The following is a 15,225-nucleotide window of genomic DNA, read 5'->3' as shown; positions in this document are numbered from 1 at the left end:
CCCGCTTCGGTACGGCGAATCGGCCACTGCATCTGCAAGCGTGCCGTAGTTATCCCGTCGCCCGTAACGTGTTGGTGTGATGAGGACCTCCCTCTCGCACGGTGGCGGTGGATCGCTCCGGTTCATCACCCACGAGGACGGCGATCCGCTCGACGAGTGGACGCTCGTCCCCGAGGACCTCGACGAGGGCCAGCGCTACACCGCCTGGATCAGCGCCGACCCGTCGTCGGTCGTCGACCTCGACGGACATCGATAGACTACCGAACGCCCCACGTCACGCGTGCCCAGGCCCGTTCGTAGACGTAGTACGTCCCCGTTTTCAGGAGGTTCGTCGCCAGTCCGATGCTGAGCGCCTCGCTCGCCGTCCCGGTCACGAGAAAGGCCACCGCCGCCGTGATGGCGAACATGAAGAGCCGATAGCAGACGGTCTTCACGAGCGCGCGCGACCGGGTCTGTGTCGGTCGCTGTGAGATGGTCGCGGCTCCCATACCCGTTGCCCGGGGTCCACCCACTTCGATCTACCGATCACGGTTATCTATTCGAAACAAATAACCGAATCAGGTTACATCGCCCGTGGCGGCCCGGTGGGCCCGCTCGACCCGTCCGAGCAGGCCTCGCTCGGCGGACGCCAGATGTGACCCGCAGCCGCAGTCCGAGGCACCGAAGCCCCCGATCCCGGCATCGGGCAGCGCCCGGGCGACCGCGCACTCGACGTCCCGCTCGGGCGTGCGAACGACCTCCTCGATCGTCGCGGCGGGGTGGCCGAGCAGGTAGTCGACGTGCCAGTGACGGACCTCGCGCTCGCCGCGTGCGAGCTCGCGGTGGCGGTCACGCGTATCCCGCGTGACCACCTCGGAACACAATTTCCGATGGCGGTCGATCCGCGAGAAACCCCCGGGGCCGAACGCGCTGCCGGTGTAGGCGTACTCGCCCGCCGGGAACTCGCATTCGCCGAGCGCGCCGACCCCGATCGTCGCCGGCTCGGCGAGCGCGATCACGAGCGTGTAGGTGCCGCCCATGTCGGGTGATGGACGGGCCATGGGAAGTACGCCCCGTCTCGCCGCCCGACCGTCGTCCTGTCAGTCGACGGGATCCGCCGCCAGCCCCGCCACGAACCGCTCGATCACGGCCCCCTCGGCGCGGTGGAGCGTCTCGCTCGCGGTCGACTTCGCGATCCCGAGCTCGTCGGCCAGATCGGTGAGCGAGCACCGACGGGGCGTCTCGTAGTAGCCGCGTTCGACAGCCAGCGAGAGGACCTCGCGCTGGCGCGCCGAGAGCAGCCGCTCGGGGTCGACCCCCTCGCGGACGTACTCGACGTCGAAGGAGAGCCCGAACGCCCGGAGCTGCTCGCCCAGCTCCGAGAGGCGCTCGCGAGGGGCGGTCACCTCGACCGTCGCGACCCCGTCCCGGATGTCGATCGGGAGCTCGATCGGCACCCCGGCCTCCCGGGCCGAGAGCACCAGGAGTGGCTGGTTCGTCTCGAACCGGACGACGGCCCCCCGATCACCCCGGTGGAGCACCGACAGCGACGTGACGTCGCCCGCGGCGCCCATTCCCTCGATCACCGACTCGACGTCGGGGCCCGTGATCCGCACCAGCCCGAACCCGACTCCCTCGTCGGGCATCGCCGCCAGCACGCGGACGGTCGCCTCGGGGTGGGCCCGCGAGAGCTCCCCGATCCAGACGCCCTCGGGGAGGTCGATCGCCAGCCTCGCCTCGGTCATCGCCCCGCCCCCCGGGGACGGCACGCGCCCCCGACGACTCGCGGGACCCATGGCCCTAACAGCAGAACATGAACGGGTAGATCAGGCCCACGCGGTCGCCCTCCGTGAGCTCGGTGTCCAGCCCCTCGTAATGCTCGTTGAACCGGCCGTTGACCGTGACGCGGGCGTACGCGCGGGTCTGTTCGCTCTCGGGGTTCTTCCGCCAGGTGCCGGGCAGCTCCTCGGGCGCGGGCGCCCAGCCGTGGGCGGTCGCGTCGGCCTCGGTCTCGGCGATCAGCAGGTCCGCGATGTCGTACTCGGCGAACAGCTCCGCGAGCAGCTCTCTGAGCGTGGTTCCCTCGAACGTGTAGGGGAAGCGGTGTTTCCCGACCGCGCTGTAGACGTGGCCCGTACAGACGACGGTGACGGTGGTTCGCTCCGACTCGTCCCGGCTTCCGGCCTCGGCCTCGGTCGTGCTCATACCCGAAGGAAGGGTCCGACCGACCGAAACCACGGCCCCGAACGTGTTCGGCCAGACGGGCCGACGGCGCTCGGGGCGGGGCCGGGGTGGCGCTCACGGGTCGTCCGTCACCCGGTTTCGCCGTCCGCGTCGTTCCCGCTCCCGTCACCATCGCTGTCCCCGTCTCCCGCATCCTCGCCGGCAGTCTGTTCGCCGTCCACGTCCACGCCCTCCTTATCGACGCCCCAGTCGTCAGTCTCGCTCTCTTCGGCCCCCTCGCTTCCGTCCTCGTCGGCTTCGCCCGCGTCGTCGGCCATCTCGCCGGCGTCCTCCGGCGGGCCCTCCGGCGGATGCCTGTGGAGGACGGCGGCGAAGAGCAGCGGGGAGAGCAGCGCCACCCCGATGATCGATCCGATCACGACCAACACCAGCGTCAGCCCCGGCCCCAGCGTCATCCCGCGACCCCCGGTGTGTCCGTGCGTGTGACGTCCATGTCCCTCCGTGTATCGAGACCCGACATAAGCATGCCCCTCACAGGCCCAGTTCGAGGCCCCGGTTGGCACCGATGGCGAGGACCACGACCGAGAGCAGGCCGACGAACACCGAGAAGGCGATCCCCCACGTCGAGAGGTCCGCGACGGCGCCGACGACGACGCTGCCGGTCGCGCTCACCAGCATGTAGCTCGTGCGCACGAGCCCGAAACCCGCGCCGCGCTCCTCGGGCGAGAGGTGGTCCATGAACCGGGGTAGCACCGCCGCCCCCCAGCTCATCGCCGTGCCCACGAGCAGGATCGCGATCCCCATGGCGAGCAGGCCCGAGCCGACGATCAGCAGACCGTAGCCCGCGATCCCCACCGCCGCACAGCCCGCCGCGACGCGATCGCGGCCGAACCGATCGGACAGCGAACCGATCCCCGGCTGGGTGAGGCCGTGGATCACGAAGTACGCCGAGAACAGCGCGCTCGCGAGCCCGATCGAGTAGCCGTGATGGACCACGAGAAACGTCGGCAGGAAGGAGGCCGTCGCCTGCCAGACGAACTCGAAACAGATCGCCAGCAGCGCGGTGAAGGCGATCTGCGGGCGGGTCAACAGCTCCGTCACCGGCCCCAGCGCGATCCGCTCGCGCATGGGCTGGTCCGGGCGAGCGGGCTCGGTTTCCCTCACTTTCCAGGCGAACAGGAGGGCGATCGGCGCGGCACACAGCGCCCCGAGCGCGATCGAGTAGCGCCAGCCGACCCAGCCGGCGACCGCCGCGGCGGCGATCGGCGCGAGCAGGCCGGCAAGCGGCGCCCCGGAGTTGTGGATCCCGATCGCGGCGCCGATGTCGTCGAACTCCTTGGTCAACAGCGTGGTCGCGACGCTGTAGTGGAGCCCCGCGACCCCGCCGAGCACGATCGTCAACAGGAGGAAGGCCCATATCGACGGCGAGAGCGCGAGCAGCCCGCTCGCGAGCGCCGTCAGCCCGACCGCCGCGAGGATGATCGTCCGCTCGCCGTAGCGATCGGCGAGGATCCCCGAGGGGAACTGCGAGAGCGAGTAGGCCATCCACATCCCCGTGAGCGCGGCGCCCGTGACCGTCGAGGTGACGCCGAACTCCGCCTCGATCTCGGGGACCACGGGGCTGATCACGAGCCGGGCGACCATCGTCGCGAAGAACGCGAGCGTACACAGCGTGATGACCGTCGCCCGGTAGCTCCACCGACCCATCGGCCTAGGCTCGACGGCCCGCCCCGAAGTCCCCATCGGTCCCGGAAGCTATGTCGCACCGTGTCGTACGGAGTCCATGAACGTCGTCACCCTGTTGCCCTCGGCCACGGAGATCGTCTCGGCGCTCGGCGTCTCGCCCGTCGGGACCTCCCACAGCTGCGACCACCCGCCCGAGGTGCGCGAGCTGCCCGAGATCACCCGCTCCTCGGTCGACGAGGACGCCGACAGCGCGACCATCGACGAGCAGGTGCTGAGCGCCGAACGGGCGGGCGGGGTCTACGAGGTCCGCATGGACGCCCTGGAGCGCGCCGACCCGGACCTGATCGTCACCCAGGGGATCTGCGACGTCTGTGCGGTCGACACCGTCCTCGTCCGGGAGGCCGTCGCGGAGCTGGACCTCGACTGCGAGGTGCTCACGACCGATCCCCATAGCCTGGAGGACGTCTTCAGCGACATCGAGCGGATCGGGCGCGCACTGGGTCGGGAGGAGCGGGCCGCGGAGCTGGTCGCGGACTGCCGGGCGCGCGTCGAGCGGGTCCGCGAGCGCGCGCCCGCCGACCCCGAACAGCGCCCTCGCGTCCTCGACATCGACTGGATGGACCCGGTGATGATCGGGGGCCACTGGGTGCCCGAGCTGGTGGAGGTCGCGGGCGGGGAGTACGGCATCGTCGATCCCGGCGAGGCCTCGACGCCCGTCGAGTTCGAGCGAGTCGGGGAGTACGACCCCGAGGCGCTCGTGGTCGCGCCCTGCGGGTTCGGGATCGAGCAGACGACGGAGAACATAGACGAGCTCCGCGAGCGCGAGGGCTGGTCCGATCTCGCGGCCGCCCGCGCGGGCCGGGTGAGCCTGATCGACGGCTCGGCGTACATGAACCGGCCGAGCCACCGGCTGGTCGACTCCCTGGAGCTCGTCGCGAGCGCGCTCCATCCCGACCGCTTCGACCCGCCGGCCGACGCGATCCGCCGGCTCCCGACCGATCCCGGGCGGCGGGCGGCTCACCCCCGCAGCCGCACGTAGAGGGGCTTGCCGACGAGCAGGAGGGCGATCAGCGCGAGGAGGGCAACGGCCTCGACGGGCAGCGCGTCGATCCCCTCGGTCGTCAGCGTCTCCAACTGTGTCCCGACGTAGACCAGCCCGAGCAGCCACGGCAGGTCCCCGATCAGGGTGCCGAGGGTGAACGCCCGCGGCGAGACGCCGGCGACGCCGGCCCCGTAGGAGACCAGGTCGGCGGGGATCGGCAGCAGGCGTGCGCTCGCGACCGAGCGGGCCTCGCCCGCCGCGTCGGTGAAGCGCTCGCCGAACGCGCCCAGGCGCTCGAGCGCGCCCTCGTCTTCGCCCAGATACCGCCCGACCGCGAACGGCGGCAGGCAGGTCAGCACGAGCCCGACGAACGCGACGAGGCTCCCGCCGAGGAAGCCGAAGTAGAAGCCTGCGGCCGCCGGAAACGGGCTGTGGGGCCAGCCGATGAAGGGGCGCAGGAGATACAGTCCGAACAGCAACGGGAGCAGCCAGGACGAACTCTCGAGCCCCAGCAGGACCTCGATGACCCGCTCGGGGCCCAGCGCGAGCGCAGCGAGGAGGATCGCCACGAACAGCCCGATCCCGAGGACCGTTCGGAGCCGAGCGCGCCCGTCCATACCCCTCCCGTAGGCGGACGGGCCGAATGAAACCCCCAGTCCGACCGCCGGCCGAAACCCCTTTCAGCGTTGCTGACTGACTAGTCAGTCAATGACCGACGACTCCCGTGAGGCGATCATGGAGGCGACCCATCGCGCGCTTCGCGAGCACGGCTACGCCGATCTGACGATGCAGGACATCGCCGACGAGTCGGGCAAGAGCACGTCGCTGCTGCACTACCACTACGACACGAAACACGATCTGCTGGTCGCGTTCGTCGGGTACCTGATCGAGGAGTTCGAGGCCGAGGAGCGCGGGATGGCCGAGAAGCCCGCCGAGGAGCGCCTACGGGAGTTCGTCGACTGGTTCGTCTTCGCACCCGGAGAGGACGACCGGGCGGCCTTCCACCTCGCGTTGCTCGAGCTGCGCGCGCAGGCGCCGTTCGACGAGGCCTACCGCGAGCAGCTCCGGCGAAGCGACGAGCTGGTCAGGGGGACGATCGTCGGGATCGTCGAGGACGGCATCGAGAGCGGGGTCTTTCGCGCGGACGCCGAGCCCGAGGCGATCGCCCGACTCGTTTTCGCGACGATGGACGGCGCACGCACCCGCCAGGCGACGCTCGCGGAGGCCGGCTACGCGGCCGAGGTCCGCGACGCGCTCTACGAGCACGTCCTCGACGACCTCCTCGTCGATCCCGAACGGGCCGAATGAGCAAGCGAGACCGCTCCGTCAACGTCACCGACGGGGCGCTGTTCAAGCCCCTGGTCGTGCTCTCGGCGCCGATCGTCGGATCGCAGGTGCTCAACGTCGGCTACAACCTCGCCGACACCTACTGGGTCGGCCGACTGGGTGCCGACGCGGTCGCGGCGCTCTCCTATGCCTGGGTGATCGTCTTCCTGATGGTCAGCGTCGGCGGCGGGCTCACGGTCGCGGGGACGATCCTCGTCTCCCAGAACAAGGGCGCGGGCAACCTGCTCGAGAGCCACCACGTCGCCGGCCAGACGCTCTCCTTCGTCACCCTGGTCGCCGCCGTCTTCGGGGTCGTCGGCTACCTGACGACGCCGTGGCTGCTGGCGCTGGTCGGCGCGACGCCGGGGACCGATCCCCACACCTACGCGGTCCAGTACACGCGGATCGTCTTCCTGGGCGTCGTCTTCATGTTCTGGTTCTTCATCTTCGATGCCCTCTCGCGGGGCTGGGGCGACACGCGGACGCCGCTGTACCTGATGGCGATCAGCGTCGCGATCAACGTCGTCCTCGACCCGTTCCTGATCCTCGGGTTCGCGGACAACCCGGTCTTCGCCTGGGTCGGACTCTCGGGGCTCGAGGGTACCCTCCACGCCGCCACCGGCTTCGAGGGGTTCGGCGTGATCGGCGCGGCGGTCGCGACCGTGTTCTCGCGGGCGACGGCCGCCGGGGTCGGGCTCTACCTGCTCTTCTCGGGGCGAGTCGGGCTCGAGCCCTCGCTGTCGGACCTGTGGCTCGACCGCGGGACGGTCTATAAGATAGTCGACATCGGCGGGCCGACCGCGCTCGAACAGAGCCTCCGGGCGGTCGGGATCGGCGCGCTGACCGCGATCATCGCGCTCGCGGGCGACGACGCGGTCGCCGCCTACGGCATCGTCAACCGCCTCTCGTCGCTGATGTTCCTGCCCGCGCTCGGACTCGCCCGCGGCACGGAGACCGTCGTCGGCCAGAACCTCGGGGCCGACCAGATCGATCGCGCCAAACGGGCGGTGCTCATGAGCGGCGCGATGGTCGTCTCGGTGTTCGCGGTCGTGATCGCGCTCGCCTACCCCTTCGCCGAGTCGATCGTCGGCTTCTTCATCGCGGTCGACGGCGGAGGCGCCGAACGGAGCGTCGTCGAGATCGGCGCGGCCTACATCGCCATCGCGGGCCCGGCCTACCTCTTCCTGGGCGCCTTCCAGATCGCGCTGGGTGGCTTTCGGGGCAGCGGTAGCACCAAGCTCGCGATGGCGTTCTCGATCCAGGAGCTCTGGCTCTACCGGATCCCGATCGCGTACGTCCTGCTCGCGTGGGTCGGCATGGGCGTCACCGGGGTGTGGTACGCCGTCGCGGCCTCCTACGTCCTGAGCGCGCTCACCACCTGCGGCTGGTTCCTCCGGGGGACCTGGACCGAGGGGGTCGTCGAGCGCGGACCGGACGTCGCGCCGGGTGATTAGGCGTACGCCTCGAACTCCTTCCCGAACGCGAGGAAGTACGCCGTTCCGACGACCCCGATCAGGCTCGCGAGCGCGAACGCGACGGTCGGGCTGCCGGCGTAGGCGAGGTCGGTGCCGGGGATCGAGAGGCCGCCGTAGATCGCCCCGCCGAGGGCAGCGCTGGGGACCACGACCGCGTTTCGCACGAGGTAGTACGCTCCCGAGACTCGCCCTCCAGTGTCGCGCTCGGCGGGCCCGACGATCAGCGCCTTGTGGGCCGGGAGGCCGGCGAAGCGAAGCCCCGAGAACGCGAAGAGCAGCGCGACGATCAGGGCGCTGTCGGGCGCGGAGATGAGTAGTACCGGAAAGACCGCATACACCGCGAAGCCGAGCGCGACGACGGGTTTTAGACCGACTGACTCGGCGAGCTTCGCGGCGGGGGGCATCGAGACCAGCGCGACCACCATCTCGATGGCCAGCAGGACGCCGAAGAAGACGGCGGGCGAGAGCGAGAGTGGGCCGAGTTCGAGGCCGACCTCGAGGAACTGGGTGACGACGATGACGAAGAAGACGTAGACCATGCCGTTGGCGAAGCGCACGAGGCTGTCGCCGATCAGGAGGGGGCGGAGTTCAGGAGGGAGGTCCCGCAGGTCGTTGCGGATCGCGACCAGCCCCTCGAACTCCTTGCCGAAGGAGTCCTCCTCCGATTCATAAAGGAAGTGCTGGGCGGCCGTCGCGATCACGCCGAAGACGACCGCGATCGCGAGCACGTACTGGAAGCCGACGGCGAAGTCCGTGAAGAAGTACAGGACGCCGGCGGCGATGAGCGGGCCGACGAGGAAGGCCGAGCGCCGGAAGACCTCGGTGCTCGCAAAGCCGCGGGCGAGCTGTGAGGGCGGGACCGACTGCTTGACGATGGCGAACGTCGCGCCCAGCCCGAAGGACTTCCAGGCCTGTGCGAGGAAGAGCCCGACGAAGATCCAGATCCAGGGCTCGAGGACGACTCCACCGACGACGATCGTCCCGAGGTTCGGCGCGAGAAGCCAGAACAGGAAGCCGAGACTGGAGAGCAGGCCGAAGACGGTGAGCGAGATCCGCGAGCCCATCCGATCGGAGAGCGCGCCACCGGGATAGGGGTAGACGGCGCTGATGACGTTGCCGACGGTACCGAACAGGCCGATGACGAACGCGCTGGCGCCCAGTGCGGCCATGTACTCGGGGACGTACCGCGAGGTCATCTGGAAGCCGAGGCTGAACGCGAACATCGCGAGCGAGAGCACCAGCACGTCGCGTTCGAGCGAGAAGAACTGCCGGTAGGCCGCGAAGGTGTCGGGCGATTCGGCGTCCGGGTCCTCGGTGGCCATGGCGCGGAGATCGTTCGCGATCGGTATCAAGCCAGGGGTTCAGTGGGCGGCCGAACGGCGGGTCCCCACAAGCTTTGGCCTTCGGCCCGCATCGTCCGGGCATGGACCGCCATTCGACCGGCCGGGCGGACGGATCGTCGGGCGAGCCGATCGGGAACTGCGGGGGTGGGCGATGATCGAGGTCTCGGACCTCGACCACGTCGCGATCCGCGTCGGCGACCTCGAGGAGGCCCTGGGGTTCTACCACGACCTGCTCGGGCTGCCGATCAGGGATCGGGGGAAGTTCGAGGACGGCGAGCTGCCGTTCGTCGCGGTCGCCGCCGGCGGCAGACACCTCCACCTCGTCCCCGTCGACGAACCGTTCGACGTCGGCGGCAAACACGTCTGCCTGCTGCTTCGCTCGGACGACACCGACACCCGGGCGGCGATCGAGGAGTATCTCGACGAGCTCCGGGAGGCCGGCGTCGAGGTGGAGGAGGGCGAACCGCGCGAGCGTTTGGGCGCCTACGGCCGGGACTGGGCCGCCTACGTCCGCGATCCCGACGGTCGGCGCGTCGAGCTGAAGTTTCACTGAATTCTACTCGGGATCGCTGCGACGTCGAGTTCTTCGCCGCGTTCCGGCCGTAGAGTGCCGCGGACTGTTACTCCGACGGCGCCTCGTGACGTTCGAGCGCGAGCGTTCCCGGATCGAGCGTGTAGTAGCCCTCCCAGACGGGGGCGAGGCTCACGACGCGGGCGTCGCCGACCCTCGCCTCGGCGTGGCGATGGTGGTGGCCGACCAGACAGAGATCCGGCGAGAGCTCCTCGATCAGCCGGTCGACCGGCTCGCAGCCCACGTCGTGGCCCGCGGTCTCCAACAGCCCGTGGGGCGCCTCGTGGGCCAACAACACGTCCACCTCGGGGAGCGCCATCGCCCGCTCGACGTCATCACGGACGAAGTGGCGGCGTCGCTCGCCCGAGAGCTTCCCCCGAGAGCGGTCGTACTGCGTCGGGGCGTGGTTGCCCGAGAGGCCGGCGATCCGCAGTCCCTCGAGCTCGACGGCACTGCTCGCGAGCAGGCGCGGCCGGGAGTCAGGGTCGAAGAGCGCCGCGTCGCCCCGGCGGAGCGACTCGACGACGTCGAACGCCTCGTTGTTGCCGGCGACGAACCACGTCGGTAGGGGGAGATCGTAGTGTAGCAGGTCGCCGACCTGGAGGGCGCGCTCCTCGTCTGCCGCGCGATACGCCGAGAGCAGCGCCTCGCGGTTGTCGGGGTCGTCCGCGTGGGCGTCGCCGAGGACGAGCATGGCCTCCCGTTCGTCGTCGCTCGGGGTAAGTGCCGCGACGACAGGGATAAGTCGCTGCTGGCGCTCGTGAACACGTGTCTCGGCTCACGAGGCGGGAGCGCCGCGCGGCCCGGCGCGTCCCCCGCGAGGAGGTCGTCCGCGCGTGGCTCGCGCGCGAGCGGGAGGGGAGCGAGCCGCCCCCGACGGCGAGCGGGGCGTTCGACGCGCTGTTGAGCGAGAACCCCGGCGCGGCGGCCTTCCTCTGGCGCGACGCGCCCCACACCTGTTACCGACTGCCCCTCTCGCGGGCGCGCTTCGACCGCCTGCACGTCGTCGAGGGGCCCTCCGAACTCGGCTGGGGCGCGCTCTCGCCCGACGGCACCGTGCGAGGATGCGCCCGCCGGATCGACCGGGGTGATCCCGACCGGCTGGCCCACGCGACCGGCGTGGACGTCCCCCGGATCGAACGCCTCTCGGCGGAGCCGTCCGACGACGACCCGCTGGTGCTCTCGACGCGCCGGGGGGCGGTGCCGTGGCACGTCGCCGACGGCAACCACCGGGCGGTCGCGCTCGCGCTCTCGCTCCGTCGCGGCGCGGGCTACGAGCCGGCGGCGGCGTACCTCTGTGTCGGCGCGAACCCCGTCCTCGGGCCGCTCGTGCAGCGCCTGTGGGGCCGTCTACGGTAGCGACCGTCCGTTTCCGTGGTCCCATTTCCAAAACGCAATAAGGGCATGGCCCCACTGTTCGCCCATCGTGACGACACAGATCACGCTGGTCCAGATCGACAACTACGGTCCGTGGACCGTCACCCCGGAGCCGCGCCGGGAGGTCGATCTCCAGACGCTGCAGTCGCGCCTCTACGCCGACCTCTCCCAGCAGGTGGGCCGGGAAGGGGGGTACGTCTTCTTCACGCGCTTCGACAACATGATCGCCGTCACCAACGGGCTCTCGCGTGCGGACCACGAGCTGATCCAGGAGTCGGTCGCCAACCGCTATCCCGTCACGGTCAGCATGGGTATCGGCACCGACCCCTCCCCACGGGTCGCGCTGGCCGACGCGACCCGGGTCCTCCAGACCGCCGGCAGCGCCCAGGACCGCGACCGCCGCGAGATCCTCGGCGGCGACCTCCTCCCGGAGGACGACCGCACCGACGGGGACGTCCGGATCGCCCATTTCGACGTGATCGACGCCACGGGGACCTACACCGACCGGGTCGACGCCTTCGAGACCTTCATCGCCATCGAGCAGGGCTACGCCGCGCTGATGCGCCACATGCACGCCGAACACGACTCGCTCTCCTTCTTCGTCGGCGGCGACAACATCATCGCGACCTGTCCCGACCTCTCGGCGGCCGACTACGAGGACGCCATCGCCCACGTCTCGAACGAGGTCGGCGTCGAGCTCCAGGTCGGCGTCGGGCGCGGCCGCACGGCCCACGACGCCGGCATGGCCGCGAAACACGCCCTCGAGGACTGTCGCCACAACGGCACCCGCGTCGAGCGCGCGCTGCCCGCCGACTGACCCTCGCCTTCCCTCCGAGCCCACCGCGATCAGCACCGACACCAGCGGTAGCGCCGGCGCCGTTCGGTCAACCGAACGCCGGCCGGTACGTTTCTTCGGACTGTAGTTAATCATGGAAAGGATTAATACCCATGCCCACTAGTAGCATACCATGAGCATTCAGGAGACCGCCGGTCGATCCGGAGCCGCCGACCGGAAGCTCGCGATCCTCGACGCCGTCCACCAGCGCGACAACGTCCGTCTCAGCGCCCTGACGGGGCCGAGCCCGTTCGACGCGGAGCTCCGGGCGACCGTCGAGGAGCTGCGGGCCGACGGCCTCGTCTCGGCCGCCCCGGTCGAGGGCGACCTGGTCCTCACCTCGCTGCCGCGTCTGCGCGCCCAGGAGCGGACGAAGCTCCACCGTCTGCTGTACAACTAGCGCGCCCGACGCGATCCGTGGCTGTTCGCTGGCCGCGCCCGCTCAGACGCGGCGCCGAGTTATTTGGGAGTGCGGTCCCTACCTCCGCCCCATGTACCGGGTTTCGGTCTCGACCGAGTTCGTCGCACAGCACTTTCTCACGGTACCCGATCCCGGCCCGGAGGGCGAGGTCCACTCCCATCACTACGGGCTCGACGTCGCATGCGAGGGTCCGGAGCTAAACGAGTACGGCTACCTGCTCGACATCGACGACCTCACCCGCGCGGTCGACGGAATCGAGGAACGCTACCGCGACGAGCTGCTGAACGACCGCGAGGAGTTCGCGGGGCTGAATCCGAGCGTCGAGCACTTCGCGCGGATCGTCGCCGACCGGCTCGCCGGCGACCTCTCGATGCCGGAGGTCGAGACCGTTCAGGTGACCCTCCACGAGGACGACGTCGCTCAGGTCTCCTACGAGCGGGCGGTCTGATGCACGTCGGTCTCGCCGTCTACGGCGACCTCGAACCCCGCTCCGGAGGATATCTCTACGATTGGCGCCTCGCCGAGGGGCTCAGGGCGCGGGGCGATCGCGTCGACGTGGTCTCGCTGCCCGAGACGAGCTATCCCCGGAGCCTCGGGCACAACCTCTCTGGGCGGCTCAAACGCGAGCTCGAACGTCCCTTCGACGTGCTGTTGCAGGACGAGCTCTGTCACCCCTCGCTCGTGGGCTTGAACCGTCGAATCGATCGGGAGTACCCGATCGTCTCGATCGTCCACCACCTCCGCGCGAACGAGACGACCGGCCCGAAACGGCACCTGTTTCGCGCGATCGAGCGGGCATACCTCTCGACGGTCGACGCCGTGGTCTGCAACAGCCGGCCCACGCGGGCGGCCGTCGCCGAGCTGACCGACGTCCCCGGCGTCATCGCCTGGCCCGGCGGCGACCGCTTCGGGAGCTACCCGTCGGACGACGCGATCGTCGAGCGCGCCCGCGAGGAGCCCTTCGAGGTCGTCTTCGTCGGCAACCAGATCCCGAGAAAGGGCCTCGACTCGCTGGTCCGCGGGCTCTCGCGGGTCGAGGAGGAGTGGCACCTCACCGTCGTCGGCGGGGCGGCCGACCCCGAATATAGCGAGGGAGTCCGCGCGCTCGTCCGCGAGAACGGCCTCGCGGATCGCGTCGAGTTCACCGGCCGGCTCGAGGAGGAAGCCCTCGCCGACCGGCTCGCGTCCGCCCACCTGCTCGCGGTGCCCTCGATCCACGAGGGGTTCGGCATCGTCTACCTCGAGGGGATGGCCTTCGGGCTGCCCGCGCTCGCGACGACCTCCGGGGGCGCCAGCGACGTCGTGACCGACGGCGAGACGGGCTATCTCGTCGAGCCGGGCGACGAGGCGGCGATCGCCCGCGCGGTCGAGGAGTGTGCGAGCGACCGCGACCGCCTCGTCGAGCTGAGCCTCGCGGCCCGCCGGCGCTTCGAACGCCACCCCACCTGGGACGGGATGGCCGGGCGGATCCGGTCGTTCCTCGAGACGCGCGTATAAGTCCCCGTTCAGCCCTCGGCGTACTCGATGGGGTCCTCGCCGCCCGCGTTCTCGAAGGCCTCCCGACGGTAGGTACAGGAATCACAGGTCCCACAGGCCGGCGCCTCCTCGCGATAACAGCTCCAGGTGTGCCCGTAGGGGACCCCGAGTTCGAGCCCGCGCTCGGCGATCTCGGTCTTCGAGGCCTCGACGTAGGGGACCTCGATCGAGATCCCCGTTTCGGGGCGCGTTCCCGTGTCGACTACGTCCTGAAAGGCCTCGAAGAAGGCGGGCCGGCAGTCGGGATAGCCCGCGAAGTCCTCGGTGTGCGCGCCGACGTAGATCGCCTCGGCGCCGCGGGTCTCGGCGTACGAGACCGCCATCGACAGCAGGTTCGCGTTGCGAAACGGGACGTAGGTGTCGGGGATCCCCTCCTTCTCGTCAGCGTCGCCGACCGCCATCGACTCGTCGGTCAGGCTGGAGCCCCCGATCGCTTGGAGGTGGTCGGTCTCGACGTGCAGGAAGTCGGCGGCGTCGAGCTCGCCCGCGAGCCACCGGGCGCACTCGTACTCCTTTCCCTCCGTTCGCTGGCCATACGAGGTGTGTAGCGCCGCGATCTCGTAGCCCTTCTCGCGCGCCTCGTAGGCGGCAGTCGCGCTGTCCATGCCCCCCGAGAGGAGGACGACGGCTTCTGGCATGGGTGGGTTTCGTCGGCCGCTCGTATCTCCGTTACGTCCCCGGCGCGTCGTTCCACAGGTCGACGTGCAGCCGGGGGGTGTACCGGAAGCCGTGCTCCATCGCCAGCTCGGCCACTCGATTGCGGGTCTCGTCGAGGCGTTCCCGGGTCGCCCCCTCGGGCATCAACAGTACGTCCTCGTCCCTGACCTCGACCCGCTCGTGCAGGCGAGAGAGCAGGTCGGTGATCTCGGCCATGTCCTCTCGACCCGTGACAACGAACTTCAGCTGGTGGTCGTAGCGCTCGCAGATCGTCGCGAGCGCCTCGTAGTCGATCCGCCGCTCCTCGTGGCGTTCTTCCCACTCGCCCTCGCCCTTCGGGTCCTTCTCGGGGGTCGGTGTGCTGCTCGCGAGTTTGGGGCTGACGCTCGCGAGGTCGACGGGTGCGTCGGGGGCGATCGTCCCGTTGGTTTCGACGGTGGTGTGATAGCCCCGTTCGGCGAGCCGCTCCAACAGGACCTCGCTCGCGTCGTGGAGCAGCGGCTCCCCGCCGGTGAGGACCACGTGCTCCGCGCCGTGGCCCTCGACCTCCCCGAGGACCTCCTCGATCCCCATCCAGTCGCCCGCGGGCTCCCAGGAGGTGTGATAGGAGTCGCAGAACCAACACCGGAGGTTACAGCCGCTCGTCCGGACGAACGTCGAGGGAACCCCCGACAGCTTCCCCTCGCCCTGCAGCGAGTGAAAGAGCTCGTTGACCGGCAGGGCGGGTTCGTCCCCGCTCTCGTCGGGTTCGGCGACCTCCAGCGAATCGCTCATACCAGTCCGAGGCCCCCGA

The 15,225-nt window shown here is 70.1% G+C and carries 20 protein-coding genes and 1 pseudogene; 10 read left to right on the top strand and 11 right to left on the bottom strand.

The window, feature by feature from the left end:
* Positions 1 to 79 precede the first annotated feature (79 nt).
* Entirely contained in the window at positions 80 to 256 is a 177-nt protein-coding gene (locus WOA58_RS08255; RefSeq protein ID WP_340603704.1) for a DUF7511 domain-containing protein, read from the top strand.
* Between the two features lies 1 nt (position 257).
* On the opposite strand, the gene WOA58_RS08250 is transcribed toward WOA58_RS08255, so the two are convergent.
* From WOA58_RS08250 to WOA58_RS08225, 6 genes are all read right to left on the bottom strand, one after another.
* Positions 258 to 488 carry a DUF2061 domain-containing protein gene (locus WOA58_RS08250; RefSeq protein WP_340603703.1) on the bottom strand — a complete coding sequence of 77 codons (231 nt, stop codon included), beginning with the start codon at positions 486 to 488 and terminating at the stop codon, positions 258 to 260.
* A 69-nt stretch (positions 489 to 557) separates the two neighbouring features.
* Positions 558 to 1,019, bottom strand: coding sequence for a GIY-YIG nuclease family protein (locus WOA58_RS08245; RefSeq protein WP_390220743.1), 462 nt, complete (start codon positions 1,017 to 1,019; stop codon positions 558 to 560).
* 60 nt (positions 1,020 to 1,079) lie between these two features.
* On the bottom strand, positions 1,080 to 1,724 hold the full coding sequence (locus tag WOA58_RS08240) for a helix-turn-helix domain-containing protein (RefSeq protein WP_340603701.1): 645 nt from the start codon (positions 1,722 to 1,724) through the stop codon (positions 1,080 to 1,082).
* A gap of 55 nt (positions 1,725 to 1,779) precedes the next feature.
* On the bottom strand, positions 1,780 to 2,184 hold the full coding sequence (locus WOA58_RS08235; protein WP_340603700.1) for a MoaD/ThiS family protein: 405 nt from the start codon (positions 2,182 to 2,184) through the stop codon (positions 1,780 to 1,782).
* 107 nt (positions 2,185 to 2,291) lie between these two features.
* Positions 2,292 to 2,618, bottom strand: coding sequence for a hypothetical protein (locus tag WOA58_RS08230; protein WP_340603699.1), 327 nt, complete (start codon positions 2,616 to 2,618; stop codon positions 2,292 to 2,294).
* A 76-nt stretch (positions 2,619 to 2,694) separates the two neighbouring features.
* Positions 2,695 to 3,870: an MFS transporter gene (locus WOA58_RS08225; RefSeq protein WP_340603698.1), complete on the bottom strand. Its 1,176-nt coding sequence runs from the start codon at positions 3,868 to 3,870 to the stop codon at positions 2,695 to 2,697.
* 76 nt (positions 3,871 to 3,946) lie between these two features.
* Here WOA58_RS08225 and WOA58_RS08220 point away from each other — a divergent pair, with 76 nt between their 5' ends.
* Positions 3,947 to 4,888, top strand: a complete 942-nt coding sequence (locus WOA58_RS08220) for an ABC transporter substrate-binding protein (protein ID WP_340603697.1) — start codon at positions 3,947 to 3,949, stop codon at positions 4,886 to 4,888.
* On the opposite strand, the gene WOA58_RS08215 is transcribed toward WOA58_RS08220, so the two are convergent.
* A complete protein-coding gene (locus WOA58_RS08215) occupies positions 4,867 to 5,508 on the bottom strand; it encodes a TVP38/TMEM64 family protein (protein WP_340603696.1) in 642 nt (213 codons plus the stop codon). The genes WOA58_RS08220 and WOA58_RS08215 overlap by 22 nt on opposite strands.
* Positions 5,509 to 5,599: 91 nt before the next feature.
* On the opposite strand from WOA58_RS08215, the gene WOA58_RS08210 reads away from it, so the two are divergent.
* A complete protein-coding gene (locus WOA58_RS08210) occupies positions 5,600 to 6,199 on the top strand; it encodes a TetR/AcrR family transcriptional regulator (RefSeq protein ID WP_340603695.1) in 600 nt (199 codons plus the stop codon).
* Positions 6,196 to 7,671, top strand: a complete 1,476-nt coding sequence (locus WOA58_RS08205) for an MATE family efflux transporter (RefSeq protein ID WP_340603694.1) — start codon at positions 6,196 to 6,198, stop codon at positions 7,669 to 7,671. The genes WOA58_RS08210 and WOA58_RS08205 overlap by 4 nt, the downstream gene beginning before the upstream one ends.
* Here the strand turns inward: WOA58_RS08205 and WOA58_RS08200 are convergent.
* Positions 7,668 to 9,014: an MFS transporter gene (locus WOA58_RS08200; protein ID WP_340603693.1), complete on the bottom strand. Its 1,347-nt coding sequence runs from the start codon at positions 9,012 to 9,014 to the stop codon at positions 7,668 to 7,670. The genes WOA58_RS08205 and WOA58_RS08200 overlap by 4 nt on opposite strands.
* A gap of 172 nt (positions 9,015 to 9,186) precedes the next feature.
* Here WOA58_RS08200 and WOA58_RS08195 point away from each other — a divergent pair, with 172 nt between their 5' ends.
* The gene (locus WOA58_RS08195) at positions 9,187 to 9,588 is read left to right on the top strand and encodes a VOC family protein (RefSeq protein WP_340603692.1); all 402 of its coding nucleotides are present in this window, start codon (positions 9,187 to 9,189) and stop codon (positions 9,586 to 9,588) included.
* A 67-nt stretch (positions 9,589 to 9,655) separates the two neighbouring features.
* On the opposite strand, the pseudogene WOA58_RS08190 reads toward WOA58_RS08195, so the two are convergent.
* Positions 9,656 to 10,357, bottom strand: a pseudogene (locus WOA58_RS08190) (metallophosphoesterase family protein); the annotation flags it as partial.
* A 17-nt stretch (positions 10,358 to 10,374) separates the two neighbouring features.
* On the opposite strand from WOA58_RS08190, the gene WOA58_RS08185 reads away from it, so the two are divergent.
* The 5 genes from WOA58_RS08185 to WOA58_RS08165 all read left to right on the top strand — a co-directional run bounded on the left by WOA58_RS08185 (position 10,375) and on the right by WOA58_RS08165 (position 13,736).
* Positions 10,375 to 10,965: a hypothetical protein gene (locus WOA58_RS08185; protein ID WP_340603691.1), complete on the top strand. Its 591-nt coding sequence runs from the start codon at positions 10,375 to 10,377 to the stop codon at positions 10,963 to 10,965.
* Between the two features lie 64 nt (positions 10,966 to 11,029).
* Entirely contained in the window at positions 11,030 to 11,800 is a 771-nt protein-coding gene (locus tag WOA58_RS08180; RefSeq protein ID WP_340603753.1) for a GTP cyclohydrolase III, read from the top strand.
* Between the two features lie 151 nt (positions 11,801 to 11,951).
* The gene (locus tag WOA58_RS08175) at positions 11,952 to 12,218 is read left to right on the top strand and encodes a hypothetical protein (protein WP_340603690.1); all 267 of its coding nucleotides are present in this window, start codon (positions 11,952 to 11,954) and stop codon (positions 12,216 to 12,218) included.
* 91 nt (positions 12,219 to 12,309) lie between these two features.
* Positions 12,310 to 12,687 carry a 6-pyruvoyl trahydropterin synthase family protein gene (locus WOA58_RS08170; RefSeq protein WP_340603689.1) on the top strand — a complete coding sequence of 126 codons (378 nt, stop codon included), beginning with the start codon at positions 12,310 to 12,312 and terminating at the stop codon, positions 12,685 to 12,687.
* Complete coding sequence (locus tag WOA58_RS08165; protein WP_340603688.1) at positions 12,687 to 13,736, top strand: glycosyltransferase family 4 protein; 1,050 nt, start codon at positions 12,687 to 12,689, stop codon at positions 13,734 to 13,736. Before WOA58_RS08170 ends, WOA58_RS08165 begins: the two co-directional genes overlap by 1 nt.
* Before the next feature lie 8 nt (positions 13,737 to 13,744).
* On the opposite strand, the gene queC is transcribed toward WOA58_RS08165, so the two are convergent.
* Positions 13,745 to 14,413 (bottom strand): 7-cyano-7-deazaguanine synthase QueC, encoded by a 669-nt coding sequence (gene queC, locus WOA58_RS08160; RefSeq protein ID WP_340603687.1) that lies wholly within the window; start codon positions 14,411 to 14,413, stop codon positions 13,745 to 13,747.
* 31 nt (positions 14,414 to 14,444) lie between these two features.
* Complete coding sequence (locus WOA58_RS08155) at positions 14,445 to 15,206, bottom strand: 7-carboxy-7-deazaguanine synthase QueE (RefSeq protein WP_340603686.1); 762 nt, start codon at positions 15,204 to 15,206, stop codon at positions 14,445 to 14,447.
* Between the last annotated feature and the right edge of the window lie 19 nt (positions 15,207 to 15,225).

This window comes from Halalkalicoccus tibetensis, from assembly GCF_037996645.1.
In the GTDB taxonomy this organism is placed as follows: Archaea; Halobacteriota; Halobacteria; order Halobacteriales; family Halalkalicoccaceae; genus Halalkalicoccus; species Halalkalicoccus tibetensis.
The sequence above is the reverse complement of the archived record's forward strand: the minus strand, read 5'-3'. Positions and strand labels throughout refer to the sequence as shown.

Bases quoted from the DNA above. Each gene is read 5' to 3' on its own strand.
- WOA58_RS08220 (WP_340603697.1), top strand. From the start codon at position 3,947: ATGAACGTCGTCACCCTGTTGCCCTCGGCCACGGAGATCGTCTCGGCG.
- WOA58_RS08200 (WP_340603693.1), bottom strand. From the start codon at position 9,014: ATGGCCACCGAGGACCCGGACGCCGAATCGCCCGACACCTTCGCGGCC.
- WOA58_RS08165 (WP_340603688.1), top strand. From the start codon at position 12,687: ATGCACGTCGGTCTCGCCGTCTACGGCGACCTCGAACCCCGCTCCGGA.
- WOA58_RS08195 (WP_340603692.1), top strand. From the start codon at position 9,187: ATGATCGAGGTCTCGGACCTCGACCACGTCGCGATCCGCGTCGGCGAC.
- WOA58_RS08170 (WP_340603689.1), top strand. From the start codon at position 12,310: ATGTACCGGGTTTCGGTCTCGACCGAGTTCGTCGCACAGCACTTTCTC.
- WOA58_RS08230 (WP_340603699.1), bottom strand. From the start codon at position 2,618: ATGACGCTGGGGCCGGGGCTGACGCTGGTGTTGGTCGTGATCGGATCG.
- WOA58_RS08205 (WP_340603694.1), top strand. From the start codon at position 6,196: ATGAGCAAGCGAGACCGCTCCGTCAACGTCACCGACGGGGCGCTGTTC.
- WOA58_RS08225 (WP_340603698.1), bottom strand. From the start codon at position 3,870: ATGGGTCGGTGGAGCTACCGGGCGACGGTCATCACGCTGTGTACGCTC.
- WOA58_RS08215 (WP_340603696.1), bottom strand. From the start codon at position 5,508: ATGGACGGGCGCGCTCGGCTCCGAACGGTCCTCGGGATCGGGCTGTTC.
- WOA58_RS08240 (WP_340603701.1), bottom strand. From the start codon at position 1,724: ATGACCGAGGCGAGGCTGGCGATCGACCTCCCCGAGGGCGTCTGGATC.
- WOA58_RS08210 (WP_340603695.1), top strand. From the start codon at position 5,600: ATGACCGACGACTCCCGTGAGGCGATCATGGAGGCGACCCATCGCGCG.
- WOA58_RS08245 (WP_390220743.1), bottom strand. From the start codon at position 1,019: ATGGGCGGCACCTACACGCTCGTGATCGCGCTCGCCGAGCCGGCGACG.
- WOA58_RS08250 (WP_340603703.1), bottom strand. From the start codon at position 488: ATGGGAGCCGCGACCATCTCACAGCGACCGACACAGACCCGGTCGCGC.
- WOA58_RS08155 (WP_340603686.1), bottom strand. From the start codon at position 15,206: ATGAGCGATTCGCTGGAGGTCGCCGAACCCGACGAGAGCGGGGACGAA.
- WOA58_RS08255 (WP_340603704.1), top strand. From the start codon at position 80: ATGAGGACCTCCCTCTCGCACGGTGGCGGTGGATCGCTCCGGTTCATC.
- queC (WP_340603687.1), bottom strand. From the start codon at position 14,413: ATGCCAGAAGCCGTCGTCCTCCTCTCGGGGGGCATGGACAGCGCGACT.
- WOA58_RS08235 (WP_340603700.1), bottom strand. From the start codon at position 2,184: ATGAGCACGACCGAGGCCGAGGCCGGAAGCCGGGACGAGTCGGAGCGA.
- WOA58_RS08175 (WP_340603690.1), top strand. From the start codon at position 11,952: ATGAGCATTCAGGAGACCGCCGGTCGATCCGGAGCCGCCGACCGGAAG.